This is a genomic window from Bacillus sp. 16GRE42, assembly GCF_019837435.1.
Taxonomy (GTDB): domain Bacteria; phylum Bacillota; class Bacilli; order Bacillales; family Bacillaceae_G; genus Bacillus_A; species Bacillus_A wiedmannii.
Genome location: NZ_JADAXF010000001.1, coordinates 1,363,160 through 1,383,822, shown reverse-complemented (window position 1 = coordinate 1,383,822; position 20,663 = coordinate 1,363,160). Strand labels below are relative to the sequence as shown.

Here is a 20,663-nt window from a genome sequence, read left to right as displayed (position 1 = left end):
ACTTGTATATATGACGGGTTTTGAAATAAGTATTTAAAGAATTTTAAACCATTCAATATTAATGACAGCTTCACTTTATACAAAATAAAGGAGAATTATATGCCAGAAGGAAAAATTGTAAAAGCTCTAAGTGGATTTTATTATGTGCAGCATGAAGAAGGGATTACACAATGTCGCGGGCGTGGTGTGTTCAGAAAAAATAAAATTACACCACTGGTAGGAGACCAAGTTGTTTTTCAAGCAGATAATCCAACTGAAGGATATGTACTTGAAGTATTTGATCGAAAAAATGAACTTGTTAGGCCTCCTATTGCTAATGTTGATCAAGCAATTCTCGTTTTCTCTGCAGTAGAACCAGATTTTAACCCGGGACTATTAGATCGATTTTTAGTGCTGATTGAATATCATAACATTAAGCCGATTATTTGCATTAGTAAGATGGATTTAGTGGATGAAAAAATGAGAGAGACTGTTGAATCTTATGCAAATGACTATCGTGAGATGGGATATGATGTGTTATTTACTTCTATAAACACATCGGAAAGTATTGATATTTTAAAACCATTCTTAGAAGGTTGCATTTCTGTTGTTGCAGGGCAATCTGGTGTTGGAAAATCTTCTATGCTTAACGTTTTACGTCCAGAGTTAGAACTGAAAACGAATGATATTTCCTCGCATTTAGGACGCGGGAAACATACGACAAGACACGTGGAATTAATTGCGGTTGGAAGCGGACTAGTTGCAGATACACCTGGTTTTAGTTCACTTGATTTCATAGATATAGAGGTAGAAGATCTTACATATTGTTTTCCAGAGTTGAAAGAAGCGAGCCAATACTGTAAATTTAGAGGGTGTACACATCTTGCTGAACCGAAATGTGCTGTGAAGACAGCGGTTGAAGAAGGGAAGATTACAGAATATCGTTATAAAAATTACAAACAATTCGTAGAAGAAATTAGAGAGAGAAAGCCGAGGTATTAGTTATGATTAAAATTGCACCATCGATCTTATCAGCAGATTTTTCAAAATTAGGGGAAGAGATTAAAGATGTAGAAAAAGGCGGAGCGGATTACATTCACGTCGATGTAATGGATGGACATTTCGTACCAAATATTACGATTGGACCATTAATTGTAGAAGCTATCCGCCCAATTACATCTTTACCATTAGATGTACATTTAATGATTGAAAATCCTGATAACTATATCCCGACTTTCGCAAAAGCGGGAGCGGATATTATTACTGTTCATGTAGAGGCGTGCCCTCATTTGCATCGTACAATTCAGCTAATTAAATCTCATGGCATTAAAGCGGGAGTTGTATTAAATCCGCATACGCCAGTTTCGACGATTGAGCATGTATTAGAAGATATCGATATGGTATTACTTATGACAGTAAACCCTGGATTTGGTGGACAGAAATTTATCCATTCTGTATTACCGAAAATTAAACAAGTGGCAGAAATGGTTAAAGAGCGCAATCTAGAAGTAGAAATTGAAGTTGATGGTGGTGTAAACGCTGAAACAGCACGACTTTGTGTTGAAGCAGGAGCAAATGTACTTGTAGCTGGATCAGCAGTATACAATCAAAAAGACCGCGGTGAAGCAATTCGTGTCATTCGTGGATAATGAATGAACGAGTCTTTATCCCAGTGAAACTTCTAGTGTAGTAAGTGTTCACTATTTATAAAGGATAGAGAAAAAACATGTAAAAAGGCAATCTACCGAATGGCAGATTGCCTTTTTACAATAGAAGGGGAAGGAAACATGATTATTCATATTTTAGCGGGTGGACCTGCGGAATATTGTGCAGATTTTTCTCGATATGAAAATGAGAAAGTAGTATGGGCAGCAGTTGATAGAGGAGTATATCGTCTATTAAAGGGAGGAATTACTCCAACTGTTGCGTTTGGAGATTACGATTCAGTTACTGAAGAGGAATTAGTATGGATGGGCCAGCAAACAAATGACTTACATATTGTTCCTCGTGAAAAAGATCAAACAGATTTAGAAATTGCGATTAACTGGGCGTTAGAACAAAATCCCACATTGATTCGTATTTTTGGTGCCACTGGTGGAAGGCTGGATCACGGTTTAGCAAATATACAGATGCTTTTAAGAGGGTTAGAAGTAGGGGTAGAAATGTGTATTGTAGATAATAAAAATGAAATAAGCGTGAAAAAAGTGGGTACACATATAATTGAAGACAATAAAAATTTCCCTTATGTATCTTTTGTACCGGTTACTGAAATAGTAGAAGGGATTACATTACTTGGTTTTAAGTATCCTCTAACTAATAAAACAATAGAATGGGGATCAACACTTTGTATTAGTAATGAACTCGTTGAGGAAAAAGGTACTTTTTCATTTACTTCTGGCATATTAATGGTGATAAGAAGCACTGATTAAAGAAACAATTTTGCTCCTTACATCATATAGTGAACAAGTGGAGTAATGGGGATTAGGAGGGAAACCATGAGATTTTATACAATTAAGTTACCTAAATTTCTTGGTGGAATTGTTCGTGCCATGCTAAATACCTTCAAAAAAGATTAAAAAAAGCACCTATTACCGGTGCTTTTTCCATTGTCATAGTAAAAAAAGAGCCTAGCGGCTCTTTTTTTTATTATTAAACACGTTCGATTTTGCCAGATTTTAATGCTCTAGCAGAAACGTAAACACGTTGAACTTTTCCGTCGATGCGTACGCGAACTTTTTGAAGGTTAGCGCCCCATTTACGTTTTGTAGCGTTCATTGCGTGAGAACGAGAGTTACCAGAACGAGCTTTTCTTCCAGTGATAGCACAAACACGAGCCATTTATATTTCCCTCCCTTGATACCTTACCATACGTAATTTTTCAATGTTAGTCTTTTTTGCGATGCTAAAAACACTACTATAATTTAACACAACTAAAAAGAGAATGCAACACCGTAGAAAAAAGAAATCAAGAAAAATTACTTGACACCATATGTCGATGATGAAAAGTTGAAATCAAGAAAAATTGCTTGACATATTATAGTGGTACATGTTGTATAATAACAATGGACTATTTTGCTCATCATAAAAAATGTGATTTAAAACATAAAATATGAGAGTGAAAAGAAAGAACGATGGAATTTTCTTTAAAAAGATTATATGATAGTAACTAAAGTAGTCTAGCTCACTTTCACCATTTATGAAGGGGGAAACGAGATGTCAATTGAAATTAAAACGAAGTATGGTCAAATTGATATTAGTACAGATGTAATTGCAACAATTGCTGGAGGTGCCGCAGTAGATTGCTACGGTATCGTAGGTATGGCATCAAAAAATCAGTTAAAAGATGGTTTAACAGACATTTTACGAAAAGAAAACTTCACTAGAGGTGTTATTGTTCGTAAAGATGAAGATGAAGTACATATTGATATGTATATTATTGTGAGCTATGGTACGAAAATTTCAGAAGTAGCACATAACGTGCAGACGAAAGTGAAATATACATTAGATCAAACTGTAGGACTAGCAGTAGATTCTGTAAACATCTACGTACAAGGAGTTAAAGTAATAAACTTGTAATGTGCATTAAGGAGGAAAATCTGTGTCAATTCAAAAAATTGATGGGAAACGTTTATCACAAATGATCATGCAAGGAGCGAATAATTTAACAAATAATGTTCAGCTTGTTGATGCATTAAACGTATTTCCAGTTCCAGATGGCGATACCGGTACAAACATGAACTTATCAATGACTTCAGGCGCACGTGAAGTGAAAGCAAATCCTTCACAGCATGCTGGTAAAGTCGGCGTAAGTTTAGCCAAAGGATTATTAATGGGAGCTCGTGGTAACTCTGGAGTTATTTTATCTCAGTTATTCCGTGGTTTCTCTAAATCCATTGAACAAAAAGAAGAATTAACAACAGTTGATTTTGCTGCAGCTTTAGATGCTGGGGTAGAAGCGGCTTACAAAGCGGTTATGAAACCGATTGAAGGAACGATTTTAACGGTTGCAAGAGAAACGGGTAAATATGCAGTGACAGTTGCGAAAAAACAGCGCGACTTTGTTTTGTTTATGGAAGACGTTGTGAAAGAAGCGAATGCATCGTTAAATCGTACGCCAGATTTATTACCTGTATTAAAACAAGTTGGCGTTGTAGATAGCGGTGGTAAAGGTCTTGTTGTTGTATACGAAGGATTTTTAGCTGACTTAAAAGGAGAAACGATTTCTTCTAATGTGTCTGCCCAACCATCTATGAATGACATGGTACGCGCAGAACATCACCGTAGTGTACAAAGCCAATTGAGTACAGAAGATATTAAGTATGGATATTGTACGGAATTCATGGTGAAATTAGAGCCTGAAAAAATGAAAGAACATAATTTCTCTGAACAAAAGTTCCGTGAAGATATTAGTGTGTACGGAGATTCACTACTTGTTGTATCAGATGATGAGGTTGTTAAGGTTCATATTCATGCGGAACATCCTGGAGATCCTATGAATTATGGACAACGCTATGGTAGTTTAATTAAGATTAAAGTAGAAAATATGCGTGAACAGCATACGGCTTTATTAGATGAGCCTACTATGATGCCTGAGCCAACTAGCCAGTCTAAAGAGAAACAACAGTACGGTATCGTAACTGTTGCTATGGGATCTGGTATCAAAACTTTATTTGAGAGCATTGGCGCGACGAAAGTTATCGAAGGTGGCCAAACGATGAATCCAAGTACGGAGGATATTGTGAAGGCGATTGAAGAAGCGAATGCTGAAAAAATCATTATTTTACCGAACAACGGAAATATCGTGATGGCAGCAGAACAAGCAGCGTCAGTTGTGGATCAAGAAGTGATTGTAATTCGTTCAAAAACAGTTCCTCAAGGTATGGCTGCAATGTTAGCATTTAATCCAGTTGGAACGTTAGAAGAGAACGAAGAAAACATGAAAGAAGCTTTATCTCATGTGAAAACCGGTCAAATTACGTATGCTGTACGTGATACGGAAATTGATGGTGTAGCAATTCAAAAAGATGATTTCATGTGTATTGCAGATGGGAAAATCGTATCAACAAATGCTGCAAAAGTAGGAGCTGCAAAGCAATTACTAGAAGCACTTATTGATGAAGATTCTGAAATTGTAACGATTCTACAAGGTGAAGATGCAACTGACGAAGAAGTAGCTGAGTTAGTTGCATTTGTAGAAGAGAATTTTGAAGATGCAGAAGTAGAAGTACATGCTGGAAACCAACCGGTGTATTCGTTTATCTTCTCTGTAGAATAAGAAAAAATTCGTTTTGAAAATAAATGGATTACTTACTTGCTAATGGATAAGAAGTAGTAATATGAAGTTCATTACTAGTTCTTATTCAAAAGGCTAGCATATTGAAGATAAAAAAGAGCCTTGCTGCTAATAGTGAGGCTCTTTTCTTTCGTATTGCTTATGAGGGATTTGAGTAGTTTCTCTAAGAATGCCTATGATAGAATATATAGGGTGAAAGAGAGCGATTACAGATGTCAATAGTATGAATGAATCAAAGAAAATAATGTGACGGAGCGTGAGAATCTTGAATGAAGTTGTACAAGTTCCTGTTACGGATGTAAAGGGAATCGGAGGAGAAACATCTGAATTACTACACGAGATGGGAATTTATACAGTTTCTCATCTATTAGAACATTTTCCGTACCGTTATGAAGATTATGCGATGAAAGATCTTGCTGAAGTAAAGCATGATGAACGTGTAACAGTTGAGGGAAAGGTTCATAGTGCTCCTTTACTGCAATATTATGGGAAGAAGAAGTCGCGTCTTACGGTTCGTGTCCTCGTCGGTCGTTATTTAATTACAGCTGTATGCTTTAATAGGCCGTACTATAAGCAGAAGTTAAATTTAAATGAAACAGTAACGATTACTGGTAAATGGGATCAGCACCGTCAAACGATTGCGGTATCAGAGCTTCATTTTGGACCAGTTGTACGTCAACAAGAAGTAGAGCCTGTATACTCAGTGAAAGGGAAACTTACAGTAAAACAGATGCGCCGTTTTATCGCCCAAGCGTTCAAGGAGTATGGAGAATCTATAGTTGAAGTGTTACCTGATGGATTGCTAAGTCGATATAAATTATTGCCGCGTTATGAAGCGATTCGGGCGTTGCATTTTCCAGCAGGACAGGAAGATTTAAAACAAGCACGTCGCCGTTTTGTATATGAGGAGTTTTTCTTATTTCAGCTGAAAATGCAAACATTACGGAAAATGGAGAGGGAAAATTCGAAAGGGACGAAAAAAGAAATTCCTTCAGCAGAATTGCAAGAGTTTATCGATGCACTTCCGTTTCCATTAACTGGTGCACAGCGTCGGGTAGTAGATGAAATTATGAAAGATATGACATCTCCTTATCGGATGAATCGTCTGTTGCAAGGTGATGTAGGTTCTGGGAAAACAGTCGTTGCAGCAATTGGCCTTTATGCAGCGAAGTTAGCACATTATCAAGGTGCTTTAATGGTTCCTACAGAAATTTTAGCAGAGCAACATTATCAATCGCTCGCAGAGACGTTCTCGCACTTTGGTATGAATGTTGAATTGTTAACCAGTTCTGTTAAAGGTGTAAGGCGTCGAGAGATTTTGGCAAAATTAGAACAAGGAGAAATAGATATCCTTGTTGGAACACATACTTTAATTCAAGATGAAGTTATCTTTCATAGGTTAGGTCTTGTTATTACTGATGAACAACATCGATTTGGTGTAGCGCAGCGACGAGTTTTAAGGGAGAAAGGTGAAAGTCCGGATGTTTTATTTATGACGGCGACGCCAATTCCGCGTACGTTAGCAATTACTGCATTTGGAGAGATGGATGTTTCTATAATCGATGAGATGCCAGCTGGTAGAAAGGTAATTGAAACATACTGGGCAAAACATGATATGTTAGATCGAGTTCTCGGTTTTGTGGAGAAGGAGATAAAAAAAGGAAGACAAGCATATGTTATTTGTCCCCTTATTGAAGAATCTGAGAAACTTGATGTGCAAAATGCGATTGACTTACATAGTATGCTGACTCATCATTATCATGGGAAATGTCAAGTCGGATTAATGCATGGCAGACTCTCATCTCAAGAAAAAGAAGAGATAATGGGACGATTTAGTGAAAATAAAGTGCAAATTCTTGTGTCGACAACAGTTGTTGAAGTAGGTGTGAACGTACCGAATGCGACTGTAATGGTTATTTATGATGCAGAGCGTTTCGGTTTATCGCAGCTCCATCAGCTCAGGGGACGTGTTGGGCGTGGTAGTGAACAATCATATTGTTTATTAATCGCGGATCCAAAATCGGAAACGGGAAAAGAGCGAATGCGTATTATGACCGAAACGAATGATGGATTTGTATTGTCAGAAAAAGATTTAGAGTTAAGAGGTCCTGGAGATTTCTTTGGAAGTAAGCAAAGTGGTTTACCAGAATTCAAGGTTGCTGATATGGTACATGATTATCGAGCGTTAGAAACAGCTAGACAAGATGCGGCGTTACTAGTAGAGTCAGAAGCGTTTTGGCATAATGATCAGTATGCTTCGCTGCGTACTTATCTTGACGGGACAGGTGTGTTCCAAGGAGAGAAGCTCGATTAAAGGGAGGCAACGAAAGTTTTTGTTGCATTCTACTTTTAATGATTATATACTACTGTTAGTACCTAGTCATAAAAATGGATGGTGCGGTATGAAAAAAAGAAGAAGTAAAAAAGAAAGACAAGAATTATTACAACAAACAATAGAAACGAATCCTTTTATTACGGATGAAGATTTAGCAGAAAAATTTCAAGTGAGTATACAAACCGTACGTCTTGACCGTATGGAATTATCTATTCCTGAATTAAGAGAAAGAATTAAACATGTAGCTACAAAGCAACATGAAGAAGATGTAAAATCTTTACCGTTAGAAGAGGTTGTCGGAGAAATTATCGATATAGAATTAGATAGACATGCGATTTCTATCTTTGAAGTGAAGGTAGAACACGTATTTAAAAGAAATCAGATTGCCCGTGGGCATCATTTGTTTGCACAAGCAAACTCACTAGCTGTTGCAGTTATTGATGAAGAATTAGCTTTAACTGCAAAGTCTACCATTCGATACATTCGTCCTGTAAAATTAGGAGAGCGTGTTGTTGCAAAAGTGCGCGTTGAAGATGTAGAGAATGATAAAGGACGGACCGTTGTCAAAGTGCGTAGCTTTGTTGGAGAAGAACTTGTTTTTACAGGCACTTTTGAAATGTATCGATCTAGTAATTATAGTGAGGAAGGTAACAACTTATGAAAATCGCAATAGATGCAATGGGCGGCGATCATGCTCCAAAGGCTGTCGTATTAGGAGCAATGAAAGCTATTAAAGAATATTCTGATTTACATATTACGTTAGTAGGGAAAGAAGAGGAAATTCGTCAATACTTAACGAGTGAAGAGCGAATTACTATACTTCATACAGATGAAAAAATCGAATCGACAGATGAACCAGTAAGAGCGGTTCGTCGAAAAAAACAAGCTTCAATGGTACTAGCAGCGCAGCAAGTGAAAGACGGCGTAGCCGATGCTTGTATATCAGCTGGTAGTACAGGAGCTTTAATGGCGGCTGGATTGTTTGTTGTAGGTCGTATGGAAGGAATTGAGCGACCAGCTTTATCCCCTACAATGCCAACTGTTGATGGAGAAGGTTTTGTTATGTTAGATGTTGGAGCGAACGTTGATGCAAAACCAATTCATTTATATCAATATGCAGTAATGGGATCTGTATATGCTGAGAAAGTAAGAGGAATTAAAAATCCTCGCGTTGGACTTTTGAATGTTGGAACAGAGGATGGCAAAGGGAACGAACTTTCAAAACAAGTCTTTGCAATGCTTAAGGATGCCCCAATTCATTTCGTTGGGAACGTTGAATCAAGAGATTTATTGCAAGGTGTAGCAGATGTTGTTGTGTGTGATGGTTTTACAGGGAATGTAGCGCTGAAATCATTAGAAGGAACAGCACTTGCGTTATTTTCTATGTTAAAAGAGCAGTTAATGAGTTCATTTACGAGCAAATTAGCAGCAGCGGTATTAAAGCCAAAACTTATGGTATTAAAAGATAAAATGGATTATTCGGAGTATGGAGGAGCGGCATTATTTGGATTGAAAGCTCCTGTCATTAAGGCTCACGGTTCTTCTAATGACCAATCAATATTTAGTGCGATTCGTCAAACGAGAGAAATGGTAGCGAAAGAAGTTATTCCTACTATTTCAAGCGTAATGGAGAAAGAGCCACTCCAATAAGAGGAGGATTTGAAATGGGAAAACTAGCATTTCTTTTTCCGGGCCAAGGTTCACAGGCAGTTGGAATGGGTAAACAGTTAGCGGAGAATAATAAAGAGGTTGCAAATGTGTTTGCAAAAGCAGATGAGGTGTTGCAAGATTCACTTTCAGAAGTGATTTTTGAAGGGCCGCAAGAAAAGCTTACGTTAACGACAAATGCACAGCCTGCCTTATTAACAACGAGTTTTGCTATTTTGACAGCTTTGAAAGAGTATGATATTACACCAGACTTTGTTGCAGGACATAGTTTAGGTGAATATAGCGCTCTTGTAGCAGCGGGTGCAATAACTTTTGAAGACGCTGTATATGCTGTAAGAAAACGTGGGGAATATATGGAAGAAGCTGTTCCTGGCGGAGAAGGTGCAATGGCGGCTATTTTAGGTGCTGATCCACATATGCTGAAACAAGTTACAGAAGAAGTAACAAGTGAAGGATATGCAGTGCAAATCGCTAATATGAATAGTACGAAGCAAATTGTGATTTCTGGAACAAAGCAAGGAGTCGAGATTGCTTCTCAAAGAGCGAAAGAAAATGGTGCAAAGAGAGCAATTCCGCTTAAGGTAAGTGGACCGTTCCACTCTTCGCTTATGAAGCCAGCAGCGGAGAAGTTCCAAAGTGTCTTAAATGAAATTACAATTCAAGATACGAATATTCCTGTTATCGCAAATGTAACAGCAGACGTTATTACAAGTGGTGCACATATTCAAGAAAAGCTAATTGAACAGCTCTATTCGCCTGTCTTATGGTACCCGTCCATTGAAAACATGGTGAGTCAAGGGGTAGATACATTTATTGAGATTGGACCTGGGAAAGTACTTGCTGGACTTATGAAGTCAATTGATCCATCAGTAAAAGCATATGCGATATATGATGAAGAGACATTAAAAGATACCATTTCAAATTTGAGAGGAGAAAACTGATGTTAAAAGGGAAAGTGGCATTAGTAACTGGCGCTTCACGTGGAATTGGTCGTGCGATTGCGATTGATTTAGCGAAACAAGGGGCAAATGTTGTAGTAAATTATGCTGGTAATGAGCAAAAGGCAAATGAAGTAGTTGATGAAATAAAGAAATTAGGTTCGGATGCAATTGCAGTAAGGGCAGATGTTGCAAATGCTGAAGATGTTACAAATATGGTGAAACAAACTGTAGATACATTTGGACAAGTTGATATTCTTGTAAATAATGCAGGTGTAACAAAAGATAATTTATTAATGCGTATGAAAGAAGAAGAATGGGATACAGTTATTAATACAAACCTAAAAGGTGTATTCTTATGTACGAAGGCAGTATCTCGATACATGATGCGCCAGCGTCATGGACGTATTATTAATATCGCTTCTGTTGTTGGAGTGACAGGTAATCCAGGACAAGCAAACTATGTTGCTGCTAAAGCGGGTGTAATTGGATTAACAAAAACATCAGCAAAAGAGTTAGCGAGCCGTAATATTACTGTAAATGCAATTGCTCCTGGGTTTATTGCGACTGATATGACGGATGTATTAGATGAAAATATAAAAGCCGAAATGTTAAAGTTAATTCCTGCAGCTCAGTTTGGTGAAGCGGAAGATATCGCAAATACTGTAACGTTTTTTGCTTCTGATCAAAGCAAATATATTACAGGGCAAACGTTAAATGTTGATGGCGGAATGGTAATGTAATAAAAGAATCGATTTCAACTAGTTTTTTTGTCCAATATTTAATATAATATTTGAGGGGAGGTGAATGGAATGGCAGATGTTTTAGAGCGTGTAACAAAAATCATCGTTGATCGTTTAGGTGTAGAAGAAACTGAAGTAGTACCAGCTGCGAGCTTTAAAGAAGATTTAGGCGCAGACTCCCTAGATGTAGTAGAACTTGTAATGCAATTGGAAGATGAATTCGAAATGGAAATTTCTGATGAAGATGCTGAAAAGATTGCTACTGTTGGCGATGCTGTGACTTACATAGAGAGTCATCTATAATGCTTAAGTGAAGTCCCGTTTTTTAGCGGGGCTTCTCGGCTTATATCTGGAGGGACTTATGCCGTACCGAAAACATAGAGAAAAAAAATACGAAACAAAATATCGTGAAGCGTTTAAAGTATTTCAAGAAGAGATAGGTATTACGTTTTCAGATGAAAAATTATTGATTCAAGCATTTACGCATTCATCGTATGTGAATGAGCATCGAAAAAAACCGCATGAAGACAATGAGCGTCTCGAATTCCTTGGAGATGCAGTATTGGAACTTACTGTGTCGCAGTATCTGTTTCAAAAATATCCGACAATGAGCGAAGGAGAGTTAACAAAACTACGTGCAGCTATTGTATGTGAACCATCTCTTGTTCGTTTTGCAAACGAGTTGTCATTTGGTAGCCTTGTTTTATTAGGAAAAGGTGAAGAAATGACAGGTGGACGTGAACGACCAGCTTTATTAGCGGATGTCTTTGAAGCGTTTATTGGTGCCCTTTATCTTGATCAAGGGTTAGAAACAGTATGGGGATTCTTAAAAGAAATTGTATACCCTAAAATTAATGAAGGTGCTTTTTCTCATGTGATGGATTATAAGAGTCAATTACAAGAGTTGATTCAGCGTGATGGTAGTGGCAATATTGAGTATCAAATTTTGCAGGAAAAAGGACCGGCCCACAATCGAGAATTTGTGTCACGTGTTACGTTAAATAACGTGGCTTTAGGTCTTGGTAGTGGCAAGTCGAAAAAAGAAGCAGAGCAACAAGCTGCTGCAGAGGCATTAAAAAAATTAAAAGAACAACTATAAGGAATCCCCCTTTGAATGAGGGGGATTCCTTATGCATAGAATGAAACTTTCTTTTTGTTTGTGAATAAAGGGAAGGGAAATCCGTATAATAGCTTGTTTTTGTATAGACAACAGTTATAACAACGGAGAATAGGAGGAAGGCCTTTCGTGTTTTTAAAAAGATTAGAAATAGCAGGGTTTAAGTCTTTTGCTGAGCGTGTATCTGTTGATTTTGTCCCAGGTGTAACTTCTGTAGTAGGACCTAATGGAAGTGGGAAAAGTAATATTACTGATGCGATTCGCTGGGTACTTGGTGAACAATCTGCAAAATCATTACGTGGTGCAAAGATGGAGGATATTATTTTTGCAGGCAGTGATACGAGAAGAGCAGTTAATGTTGCTGAAGTAACATTAACTTTAAATAATGAAGATCAACGTTTACCGATTGAATATAATGAGGTGTGTGTAACGCGTCGTGTATCTCGTTCTGGTGATAGTGATTTTTATATTAATAAACAATCATGTAGATTGAAAGATATTATCGATTTATTTATGGACTCTGGTATGGGAAGAGAAGCTTTTTCGATTATTAGCCAGGGGAAAGTTGAAGAGATATTAAGTAGTAAATCAGAAGAACGTCGTGGTGTATTTGAAGAAGCTGCGGGAGTACTGAAATACAAACTTCGTAAAAAGAAAGCTGAAGTAAAATTAGCAGACACACAAGAAAACTTAAATCGTGTACAAGATATCATTCACGAATTAAGTAGTCAAGTAGAACCTTTAGAAAGACAAGCTTCTATTGCGAAAGATTATCTTGAGAAAAAAGAAGAATTAGAGAAAGTAGAAGCGGCGCTTATTGTACATGAAATTGAAGAATTGCATGAGAAATGGGAAGCGCTTCGAAATCAGTTTGGGCATAATAAAAACGAAGAAGCTAAAATGTCAACGCATTTACAAAAAGGTGAAGAAGAGCTTGAGGAATTACGAGGACAATTACAAGCAGTAGACGAGTCTGTAGATTCCTTACAAGAAGTACTTCTTCTTTCTAGTAAAGAGCTAGAAAAGTTAGACGGACAGCGTGAGTTATTAAAAGAGAGAAAACAAAATGCAACGACGCATTGTGCACAACTCGAACAGTTAATTGTTGAATTAACAGAGAAAGCTACAAGTTATGATGGTGAAATTGAATCCAGTACTGAAGTGTTGATGCAATTTGTAAATCAAGTAAAAGAGTTGGAGACAAAATTGCATGATAATGAGCTACTGCTGGCAACTTTTGCTGACAATTTAGAGGAACAAATTGAGAATTTAAAAGGTGACTATATTGAACTTTTAAATCAACAAGCTAGTCATCGTAATGAGTTATCTATGATTGAAGAACAATCTAAACAACAAAACTCAAAAAATGAACGCCTCGATGAAGAAAATGCGAAATATGTAGAAATACGCATGGAAATTACAGCGAAAAAGACGAAACTTGTGGAAAGTTATGAACAAGTGAAAGAAAAAGTAGCTGGTATCCTTTCGAATATACAAAAGACAGAAGCGGTACTTGGGAAATGCAAGACGCAGTATAGTGAAAATGAAACAAAACTGTATCAAGCGTATCAATTTGTACAACAGGCACGTTCTCGAAAAGAAATGCTAGAAGAGATGCAAGAGGATTACTCTGGTTTCTATCAAGGGGTACGTGAAGTATTAAAAGCTAGAGAAGATAGGTTGCAAGGTATCGAGGGTGCTGTTGCAGAATTGCTAACGGTACCGAAAGAATATGAAATTGCAATGGAAATTGCTCTAGGTGCAGCGATGCAGCATATTGTTGTACAAAAAGAAGAACATGCTCGTAATGCAATTACGTTTTTAAAACAAAATAAACATGGACGAGCAACGTTTTTACCGCAAGCTGTTATTAAAAGTAGATCGTTATCATTTGAACAATTACGTATTGTAAATCAACACCCATCATTTGTAGGTGTGGCGGCAGAACTTGTGCAGTATAACAATAAGTATGAAAATGTAGTTTCGAATTTATTAGGTACTGTTATTGTTGCGAAAGATTTACGCGGGGCAAATGAGTTAGCGAAACAACTGCAATACCGTTATCGTATTGTAACAATCGAAGGTGACGTAGTGAACCCTGGCGGTTCTATGACCGGTGGAGCGGTAAAACAGGCGAAATCTTCTTTATTAGGACGTCAACGTGAACTAGAAGAGTGGACGGGCAAGTTAACTGATATGGAAGAAAAAACAACGAAGTTAGAAAACTTTGTTAAAGCAGTAAAGCAAGAGATTCAAGAAAGAGAAGTGCAAATACGGGAACTAAGGCAAAGTGTAGAAGCAGAGCGTGTAGATGAACAGAAATTAAGAGAAGAAATTAATCGCTTAGAATTAGAAGAACATCGTATTAATGATCGTTTATCTATTTACGATTTAGAGATTGAAGGATTCTTACAAGATCAAGTGAAGATACAAGGGCGTAAAGAAGAGCTAGAACAGATTTTAGCGACTCTTCAAGCAGAGATTACGGGATTAGATAGCAAAATTGTCGCTTTAACAAAACAAAAAAGTGAGCAGCATTCTTCGAAAGAAAAAGTGCAAAAAGAAATGACTGAGTTAAAAGTGTTGGCGGCTGAAAAGCAACAACGCTTATCTAATCAAAAAGAAAAAGTTGAACGATTGACGAAGGAAAAAGAAGAAACGGATGCAACGCTTGTCAAAACGAAAGAGGATTTAGCATTCTTAAAACAAGAAATGACATCGAATTCAAGTGGTGAAGAGCAAATTACGAATATGATTGAGAAGAAAGCATATGATCGTAATCAAACTTCAGAGTTAATTCGCTCTCGTCGTGAACAACGCGTATCGTTACAAGAGAGAGTAGAACATTTAGAGCGTAATCTGAAAGAAACAACAGGTAAACATAAGTACATTCTTGAGATGCTGAAAAATCAAGAAGTAAAAATAAACCGACTTGATGTAGAGTTAGAAAATAGATTACAACATTTACGTGAAACATATACGATTTCATTTGAAGCAGCAAAACTGAAGTATACAATGATGATGCCTGCAGAGGATGCACGTAAAAAGGTGAAACTAATTAAATTATCCATCGAAGAGCTAGGCACAGTGAACTTAGGTGCAATTGAAGAGTATGAGCGTGTAGCAGAGCGTCATACATTCTTACTAGAGCAAAAAGATGACCTAGAAGAAGCGAAAGCGACATTGCACCAACTTATTACTGAGATGGATGAAGAAATGAAAAAACGTTTTTCTACTACGTTTGAAGGAATTCGAATGGAGTTTCAATCGGTATTCTCTGAATTATTTGGAGGCGGTAGAGCGGATTTAGTCATGACGAATCCAGAGGACTTATTAAATACTGGTATTGATATTGTAGCGCAACCGCCAGGGAAGAAACTGCAAAACTTAGGTTTACTTTCTGGTGGGGAGCGTGCTTTAACAGCAATTGCGCTGTTATTCGGTATTTTAAAAGTGCGCCCAGTCCCATTCTGTGTACTAGATGAGGTAGAGGCGGCTCTTGATGAGGCGAATGTTGCCCGTTTTGCGCAGTATTTAAAGAGATTTAGTGATGAGACACAGTTTATTGTCATTACACATAGAAAAGGTACAATGGAAGAGTCTGACGTATTGTACGGTGTAACAATGCAAGAGTCAGGGGTATCTAAACTTGTTTCGGTTCGTTTAGATGATGGAGAAGAACTAGTTGCAAGTAATTAGGAAGGATGGGACAGTATGAGTTTTTTTAAAAAATTAAAAGAAAAAATTTCAAAACAAACAGATACGGTAACAGAGAAATTTAAACATGGATTAGAAAAAACGAGAAATTCGTTTGCAGATAAAGTAAATGATTTAGTTTATCGTTATCGTAAAGTAGATGAAGATTTCTTTGAGGAATTAGAAGAAATTTTAATTGGTGCAGATGTCGGAGTTTCGACGGTAATGGAATTAATTGATCAATTGAAAGAAGAAGTGCAACGTCGTAACATCCAAGATCCAAAAGAAGTACAAGCTGTTATTTCAGAAAAGTTAGTAGGAATTTACAAAGGCGACAGTGAGTTTAGTAATGAAATTAATATGCAAGAGGATCAATTAACAGTTGTTTTATTTGTCGGTGTTAACGGCGTAGGGAAAACGACGACGATTGGTAAACTAGCACATAAATTCAAATCAGAAGGTAAGTCTGTCCTATTGGCGGCAGGAGATACATTCCGCGCGGGAGCGATTGAACAATTAGAAGTATGGGGCGATCGCGTTGGTGTAGAAGTGATTAAACAAGGGTCAGGATCTGATCCAGCGGCGGTTATGTATGACGCTGTACAAGCCGCGAAAGCACGTAAAGTAGACGTATTACTATGTGACACAGCAGGACGCTTACAAAATAAAGTAAACTTAATGAAAGAGTTAGAGAAAGTGAAGCGTGTAATTGAGCGTGAAGTACCGGGGGCTCCTCACGAAGTATTACTTGTTATTGATGCAACAACAGGACAAAACGGTTTAAGTCAAGCGAAAACATTCCGTGAAGCAACGAATGTTACTGGTATTGTTTTAACGAAGTTAGATGGAACTGCTAAAGGTGGTATTGTATTAGCGATTCGTAACGAAATGGATGTACCGGTGAAATTCGTTGGATTAGGAGAGCAAATGGATGACTTACAGCAGTTTGATCCAGAACAATATGTGTATGGTTTATTTGCGAACTTAGTAGAAACTGAAGAAGTGTAAGTGAAAGAAGCGGTATTTTCCGCTTCTTTTTCTATAAAAATATGTGATGTTAAGAAAAAAACTTGACACTCTTTTGTACTCCATGTAAACTAATTGATGTAAAGGGAAATCACTTAACAAAGGATGATCCAACATGCTCGAGAAAACAACGAGAATGAACTATTTATTTGATTTTTATCAATCGTTGTTAACGCAAAAACAAAGAAGTTATATGTCGCTTTATTATCTAGATGATTTATCTCTTGGTGAAATTGCGGAAGAATTTGATGTAAGTCGCCAAGCCGTGTATGATAACATTAAACGGACTGAAGCGATGCTTGAAGAATATGAAGATAAATTAGTATTACTTCAAAAGTTTCAAGAGCGACAGCGACTTGTTGCAAAGCTAAAACAGCTAATCAGCGAAGAAGAGCATGTGAATGAAGAAATGAAACAAGTTGTTGAAGCTATCGAAAAATTAGATTAGGAGGGCGGCAATATGGCATTTGAAGGATTAGCCGACCGACTTCAACAGACAATGCAAAAAATCCGCGGCAAAGGAAAAGTTTCTGAAGCCGATGTGAAAGAAATGATGAGAGAAGTTCGTCTAGCTCTTTTAGAAGCGGACGTTAACTTTAAAGTAGTAAAAGATTTTGTAAAGCGTGTGTCTGAACGTGCTGTCGGACAAGATGTAATGACAAGTTTGACACCTGGACAACAAGTAATTAAAGTCGTACAGGAAGAACTTACAGAACTTATGGGCGGAGAGCAAAGCAAAATTGCTGTTGCTAATAGGCCACCGACTGTTATAATGATGGTTGGTCTGCAAGGTGCGGGTAAAACAACGACGACAGGTAAGCTTGCGAATTTGCTTCGTAAAAAGCATAATCGTAAACCAATGCTTGTTGCAGCGGATATTTACCGTCCAGCAGCGATTAAACAGCTTGAAACATTAGGGAAGCAATTGGACATGCCTGTATTCTCTTTAGGAGATCAAGTAAGTCCTGTTGAAATTGCGAAACAAGCGATTGCAAAAGCAAAAGAAGATCATCACGATTATGTTTTAATTGATACAGCAGGTCGCCTGCATATTGATGAAGAACTAATGGATGAATTAGCGAAAGTGAAAGAAGTTGCGAAACCGGATGAAATTTTCCTTGTTGTCGATGCGATGACGGGACAAGACGCGGTAAATGTTGCACAAAGTTTCCATGAACAGTTAGGTTTAACAGGTGTTGTATTAACGAAATTAGATGGTGATACGCGCGGTGGTGCAGCATTATCTATTAAGGCGGTAACAAATACACCGATTAAATTTGTTGGTATGGGTGAAAAACTAGATGCGATTGAAGCGTTCTATCCAGAGCGTATGGCATCCCGTATTTTAGGGATGGGAGACGTCTTAACATTAATTGAAAAAGCGCAAGCTACAGTTGATGAAGAGAAAGCAAAAGAACTTGAGCAAAAAATGCGTACGCTTTCGTTTACGCTTGACGATTTCCTAGAACAACTTGGACAAGTGCGTCAACTTGGACCGCTTGATGAATTGTTAGGAATGCTTCCTGGTGCAAATAAAATTAAAGGGCTGAAAAATGCGCAAGTTGATGAAAAACAAATTGGGCATATTGAGGCAATTATTCGTTCTATGACTAAATTAGAGCGAGAACAACCGGAAATAATCAATGCTAGTCGCAAAAAGCGCATTGCCAAAGGTAGCGGTACAACAGTACAAGAGATCAATCGTTTAATCAAGCAATTTGATGATATGAAAAAGATGATGAAAACGATGACGGGAATGCAAAAAGGTAAGAAAAAAGGACTAGGTGGATTGAAGTTTCCATTCATGTAAGGAAAAAAGATGGCTCTGTTAAGAAAAAATACTTTACAAAGCAATAGTCTTTTTGCTAATATAATTATCTGTGTGAAATAAATTCGGAGGTGCTTTATAAATGGCAGTTAAAATTCGTTTAAAACGTATGGGAGCTAAAAAAACTCCTTTCTATCGTGTAGTTGTTGCAGATTCTCGTTCTCCTCGTGACGGACGTTTCATTGAGGAAATCGGTACTTACAATCCGGTTGCTCAACCAGCTGAAGTTAAGATCAACGAAGAAGCAGCATTAAAATGGTTAGGAAATGGTGCTAAACCATCTGATACAGTTCGTAACTTATTCTCTAACCAAGGTATCATGGAGAAATTCCACTTATCTAAACAAGGTAAGTAATTGAGGCAATGACTATGAAGAAGTTAGTCGAGACGATTGTCAAGCCTCTTGTCGATCATCCTGAAGATGTAAAAGTTACACAGGAACTTTACAACGGAGAGATAAAGTATCGATTAACTGTACATCCTGAGGATGTTGGAAAAGTCATTGGAAAGCAAGGGAAAGTTGCGAAAGCAATTCGAATGCTCTTGTATTCAGTGGGACATCATAATGATGAAAAAGTAACACTGGAAATTCAATAAACGTAAAAAGGGCGAGGAGTTATTTCCTCTCCCTTTTTTAACATTTAAAGAGAAGTTGCATGTTCCATATGTGAAATGGAGATGCTTAATTTATATAGAAACCAGGGGTGACATACTATTTATGACAAAATGGTTTAACGTAGGGAAAATTGTAAATACTCATGGCGTAAGAGGAGAAATTCGTGTTATTTCTCGTACTGATTTTCCAGAAGAGCGATATAAAGTAGGAAACACGTTATACATAAGTAATGAGAAAAGTACAGACTACCTTCCAGTGAAAGTAACTTCTCATCGTCAACATAAGACATTTGATCTATTAACATTTGAAGGATACAACAATGTTGATGAAGCAGAGAAGTTTAAAGGTTCTTTAATAAAAGTACCAGAAGAGCAGTTAGGTGAATTAGCTGAAGGTGAATACTACTACCATGAAATTATTGGTTGCAGTGTTGTAACGGAAGAAGGAGAAGCGTTAGGAACAATAAAAGAAATTTTATCTCCTGGTGCAAATGATGTTTGGGTAATTAAACGTCCAAAAGGTCAAGATCTATTAATTCCTTATATTGATGATGTTGTACTTCAAGTTAACATTGAGAATAAATTAGTAACCATTCATGTAATGGAAGGGCTATTATAATGAAAATTGACATTTTAACATTGTTTCCAGATATGTTTACGGGTGTGTTTGGATCTTCAATTTTAAAGAAAGCACAAGAAAAAGAAGCAGTAGAGCTTCGTGTTGTCAATTTTCGCGATTATACAACGAGTAAGCATAATAGCGTAGATGATTATCCGTATGGTGGTGGCGCTGGGATGGTATTAACCCCCCAGCCTATCTTTGATGCAGTGGAAGAGTTAACGAAGGAAACAGACCGTAAACCGAGAGTTGTCCTAATGTGTCCACAAGGAGAGCGTTTTACGCAGAAGAAGGCAGAAGAACTTGCTGAAGAAGAGCATGTTATTTTTGTGTGTGGTCATTATGAAGGGTACGATGAACGAATTCGTGAGCATCTCGTAACGGATGAGATTTCTATCGGTGACTACGTATTAACCGGCGGAGAGTTAGCCTCTATGGTTATTACGGATAGTGTCGTGCGTCTCCTCCCGGGAGTGCTAGGAAATCATGCTTCACAAGTCGAGGATTCGTTTAGTACAGGTTTATTAGAACATCCTCATTATACACGTCCAGCTGATTTTCGTGGTATGAAGGTACCGAATGTACTGATGTCAGGAAATCATAAAAATATTGATGAATGGCGACACAAAGAATCACTACGTCGTACGTACACGCGTAGACCGGATTTACTGGAAGAACGAGAATTATCTAAGCAAGAAGCGAAATGGCTAGAACAGATTAAAGAAGACAAGTAAGGGCTTGATATATTTTCTATTGCAACAGTCCTAGCAATATGCTATTATAACACTTGTGCTACTGAAAACAGT

At 37.5% G+C, this 20,663-nt stretch carries 22 protein-coding genes; 21 read left to right on the top strand and 1 reads right to left on the bottom strand.

The window, feature by feature from the left end; translation table 11 throughout:
- Positions 1-99 precede the first annotated feature (99 nt).
- The 4 genes from rsgA (at position 100) to spoVM (ending at position 2,555) form a co-directional block, all read left to right on the top strand.
- Complete coding sequence (rsgA, locus tag ILS93_RS07065; protein WP_064474997.1) at positions 100-981, top strand: ribosome small subunit-dependent GTPase A; 882 nt, start codon at positions 100-102, stop codon at positions 979-981.
- A 2-nt stretch (positions 982-983) separates the two neighbouring features.
- Complete coding sequence (gene rpe, locus ILS93_RS07060; protein ID WP_061678216.1) at positions 984-1,628, top strand: ribulose-phosphate 3-epimerase; 645 nt, start codon at positions 984-986, stop codon at positions 1,626-1,628.
- A gap of 99 nt (positions 1,629-1,727) precedes the next feature.
- Entirely contained in the window at positions 1,728-2,408 is a 681-nt protein-coding gene (locus tag ILS93_RS07055) for a thiamine diphosphokinase (protein ID WP_064474998.1), read from the top strand.
- 66 nt (positions 2,409-2,474) lie between these two features.
- Positions 2,475-2,555: a stage V sporulation protein SpoVM gene (gene spoVM, locus ILS93_RS07050; protein WP_001213599.1), complete on the top strand. Its 81-nt coding sequence runs from the start codon at positions 2,475-2,477 to the stop codon at positions 2,553-2,555.
- A 73-nt stretch (positions 2,556-2,628) separates the two neighbouring features.
- On the opposite strand, the gene rpmB is transcribed toward spoVM, so the two are convergent.
- A complete protein-coding gene (gene rpmB / locus ILS93_RS07045; RefSeq protein ID WP_000124776.1) occupies positions 2,629-2,817 on the bottom strand; it encodes a 50S ribosomal protein L28 in 189 nt (62 codons plus the stop codon).
- Between the two features lie 375 nt (positions 2,818-3,192).
- On the opposite strand from rpmB, the gene ILS93_RS07040 reads away from it, so the two are divergent.
- The 17 genes from ILS93_RS07040 (at position 3,193) to trmD (ending at position 20,591) form a co-directional block, all read left to right on the top strand.
- Positions 3,193-3,555: an Asp23/Gls24 family envelope stress response protein gene (locus ILS93_RS07040; RefSeq protein ID WP_000021109.1), complete on the top strand. Its 363-nt coding sequence runs from the start codon at positions 3,193-3,195 to the stop codon at positions 3,553-3,555.
- A 22-nt stretch (positions 3,556-3,577) separates the two neighbouring features.
- Complete coding sequence (locus ILS93_RS07035) at positions 3,578-5,254, top strand: DAK2 domain-containing protein (protein WP_088047265.1); 1,677 nt, start codon at positions 3,578-3,580, stop codon at positions 5,252-5,254.
- A 283-nt stretch (positions 5,255-5,537) separates the two neighbouring features.
- Positions 5,538-7,586 (top strand): ATP-dependent DNA helicase RecG, encoded by a 2,049-nt coding sequence (gene recG, locus ILS93_RS07030; RefSeq protein ID WP_222660254.1) that lies wholly within the window; start codon positions 5,538-5,540, stop codon positions 7,584-7,586.
- An 88-nt stretch (positions 7,587-7,674) separates the two neighbouring features.
- The gene (fapR, locus tag ILS93_RS07025) at positions 7,675-8,268 is read left to right on the top strand and encodes a transcription factor FapR (RefSeq protein ID WP_000747354.1); all 594 of its coding nucleotides are present in this window, start codon (positions 7,675-7,677) and stop codon (positions 8,266-8,268) included.
- Entirely contained in the window at positions 8,265-9,257 is a 993-nt protein-coding gene (plsX, locus tag ILS93_RS07020) for a phosphate acyltransferase PlsX (protein WP_046956482.1), read from the top strand. Before fapR ends, plsX begins: the two co-directional genes overlap by 4 nt.
- Positions 9,258-9,271: 14 nt before the next feature.
- Positions 9,272-10,216, top strand: a complete 945-nt coding sequence (gene fabD, locus ILS93_RS07015; RefSeq protein ID WP_064475002.1) for an ACP S-malonyltransferase — start codon at positions 9,272-9,274, stop codon at positions 10,214-10,216.
- Entirely contained in the window at positions 10,216-10,956 is a 741-nt protein-coding gene (gene fabG / locus ILS93_RS07010) for a 3-oxoacyl-[acyl-carrier-protein] reductase (protein WP_064475003.1), read from the top strand. The genes fabD and fabG overlap by 1 nt, the downstream gene beginning before the upstream one ends.
- Positions 10,957-11,025: 69 nt before the next feature.
- Positions 11,026-11,259 (top strand): acyl carrier protein, encoded by a 234-nt coding sequence (gene acpP, locus ILS93_RS07005; RefSeq protein WP_000786062.1) that lies wholly within the window; start codon positions 11,026-11,028, stop codon positions 11,257-11,259.
- A 58-nt stretch (positions 11,260-11,317) separates the two neighbouring features.
- Positions 11,318-12,055, top strand: coding sequence for a ribonuclease III (gene rncS / locus ILS93_RS07000; RefSeq protein ID WP_001146867.1), 738 nt, complete (start codon positions 11,318-11,320; stop codon positions 12,053-12,055).
- Positions 12,056-12,202: 147 nt separating this feature from the next.
- On the top strand, positions 12,203-15,772 hold the full coding sequence (smc, locus tag ILS93_RS06995) for a chromosome segregation protein SMC (protein ID WP_222660252.1): 3,570 nt from the start codon (positions 12,203-12,205) through the stop codon (positions 15,770-15,772).
- A 15-nt stretch (positions 15,773-15,787) separates the two neighbouring features.
- Positions 15,788-16,777, top strand: coding sequence for a signal recognition particle-docking protein FtsY (ftsY, locus tag ILS93_RS06990; protein WP_000007644.1), 990 nt, complete (start codon positions 15,788-15,790; stop codon positions 16,775-16,777).
- Positions 16,778-16,910: 133 nt separating this feature from the next.
- Entirely contained in the window at positions 16,911-17,243 is a 333-nt protein-coding gene (locus ILS93_RS06985; RefSeq protein ID WP_000891061.1) for a putative DNA-binding protein, read from the top strand.
- Between the two features lie 12 nt (positions 17,244-17,255).
- A complete protein-coding gene (gene ffh, locus ILS93_RS06980; protein ID WP_064475005.1) occupies positions 17,256-18,605 on the top strand; it encodes a signal recognition particle protein in 1,350 nt (449 codons plus the stop codon).
- Positions 18,606-18,705: 100 nt separating this feature from the next.
- The gene (gene rpsP, locus ILS93_RS06975) at positions 18,706-18,978 is read left to right on the top strand and encodes a 30S ribosomal protein S16 (protein ID WP_000268750.1); all 273 of its coding nucleotides are present in this window, start codon (positions 18,706-18,708) and stop codon (positions 18,976-18,978) included.
- A gap of 14 nt (positions 18,979-18,992) precedes the next feature.
- On the top strand, positions 18,993-19,220 hold the full coding sequence (locus tag ILS93_RS06970; RefSeq protein WP_000737397.1) for a KH domain-containing protein: 228 nt from the start codon (positions 18,993-18,995) through the stop codon (positions 19,218-19,220).
- A gap of 121 nt (positions 19,221-19,341) precedes the next feature.
- A complete protein-coding gene (rimM, locus tag ILS93_RS06965; RefSeq protein ID WP_000170282.1) occupies positions 19,342-19,857 on the top strand; it encodes a ribosome maturation factor RimM in 516 nt (171 codons plus the stop codon).
- Positions 19,857-20,591, top strand: a complete 735-nt coding sequence (gene trmD / locus ILS93_RS06960) for a tRNA (guanosine(37)-N1)-methyltransferase TrmD (protein ID WP_064475006.1) — start codon at positions 19,857-19,859, stop codon at positions 20,589-20,591. Before rimM ends, trmD begins: the two co-directional genes overlap by 1 nt.
- The last annotated feature ends 72 nt before the right edge of the window (positions 20,592-20,663 follow it).

Coding starts and splice junctions, on each gene's coding strand:
- rsgA (WP_064474997.1), top strand. CDS start 100: ATGCCAGAAGGAAAAATTGTAAAAGCTCTAAGTGGATTTTATTATGTG.
- rpe (WP_061678216.1), top strand. CDS start 984: ATGATTAAAATTGCACCATCGATCTTATCAGCAGATTTTTCAAAATTA.
- ILS93_RS07055 (WP_064474998.1), top strand. CDS start 1,728: ATGGCAGATTGCCTTTTTACAATAGAAGGGGAAGGAAACATGATTATT.
- spoVM (WP_001213599.1), top strand. CDS start 2,475: ATGAGATTTTATACAATTAAGTTACCTAAATTTCTTGGTGGAATTGTT.
- rpmB (WP_000124776.1), bottom strand. CDS start 2,817: ATGGCTCGTGTTTGTGCTATCACTGGAAGAAAAGCTCGTTCTGGTAAC.
- ILS93_RS07040 (WP_000021109.1), top strand. CDS start 3,193: ATGTCAATTGAAATTAAAACGAAGTATGGTCAAATTGATATTAGTACA.
- fapR (WP_000747354.1), top strand. CDS start 7,675: ATGAAAAAAAGAAGAAGTAAAAAAGAAAGACAAGAATTATTACAACAA.
- plsX (WP_046956482.1), top strand. CDS start 8,265: ATGAAAATCGCAATAGATGCAATGGGCGGCGATCATGCTCCAAAGGCT.
- fabD (WP_064475002.1), top strand. CDS start 9,272: ATGGGAAAACTAGCATTTCTTTTTCCGGGCCAAGGTTCACAGGCAGTT.
- fabG (WP_064475003.1), top strand. CDS start 10,216: ATGTTAAAAGGGAAAGTGGCATTAGTAACTGGCGCTTCACGTGGAATT.
- acpP (WP_000786062.1), top strand. CDS start 11,026: ATGGCAGATGTTTTAGAGCGTGTAACAAAAATCATCGTTGATCGTTTA.
- rncS (WP_001146867.1), top strand. CDS start 11,318: ATGCCGTACCGAAAACATAGAGAAAAAAAATACGAAACAAAATATCGT.
- ftsY (WP_000007644.1), top strand. CDS start 15,788: ATGAGTTTTTTTAAAAAATTAAAAGAAAAAATTTCAAAACAAACAGAT.
- ILS93_RS06985 (WP_000891061.1), top strand. CDS start 16,911: ATGCTCGAGAAAACAACGAGAATGAACTATTTATTTGATTTTTATCAA.
- ffh (WP_064475005.1), top strand. CDS start 17,256: ATGGCATTTGAAGGATTAGCCGACCGACTTCAACAGACAATGCAAAAA.
- rpsP (WP_000268750.1), top strand. CDS start 18,706: ATGGCAGTTAAAATTCGTTTAAAACGTATGGGAGCTAAAAAAACTCCT.
- ILS93_RS06970 (WP_000737397.1), top strand. CDS start 18,993: ATGAAGAAGTTAGTCGAGACGATTGTCAAGCCTCTTGTCGATCATCCT.
- rimM (WP_000170282.1), top strand. CDS start 19,342: ATGACAAAATGGTTTAACGTAGGGAAAATTGTAAATACTCATGGCGTA.
- trmD (WP_064475006.1), top strand. CDS start 19,857: ATGAAAATTGACATTTTAACATTGTTTCCAGATATGTTTACGGGTGTG.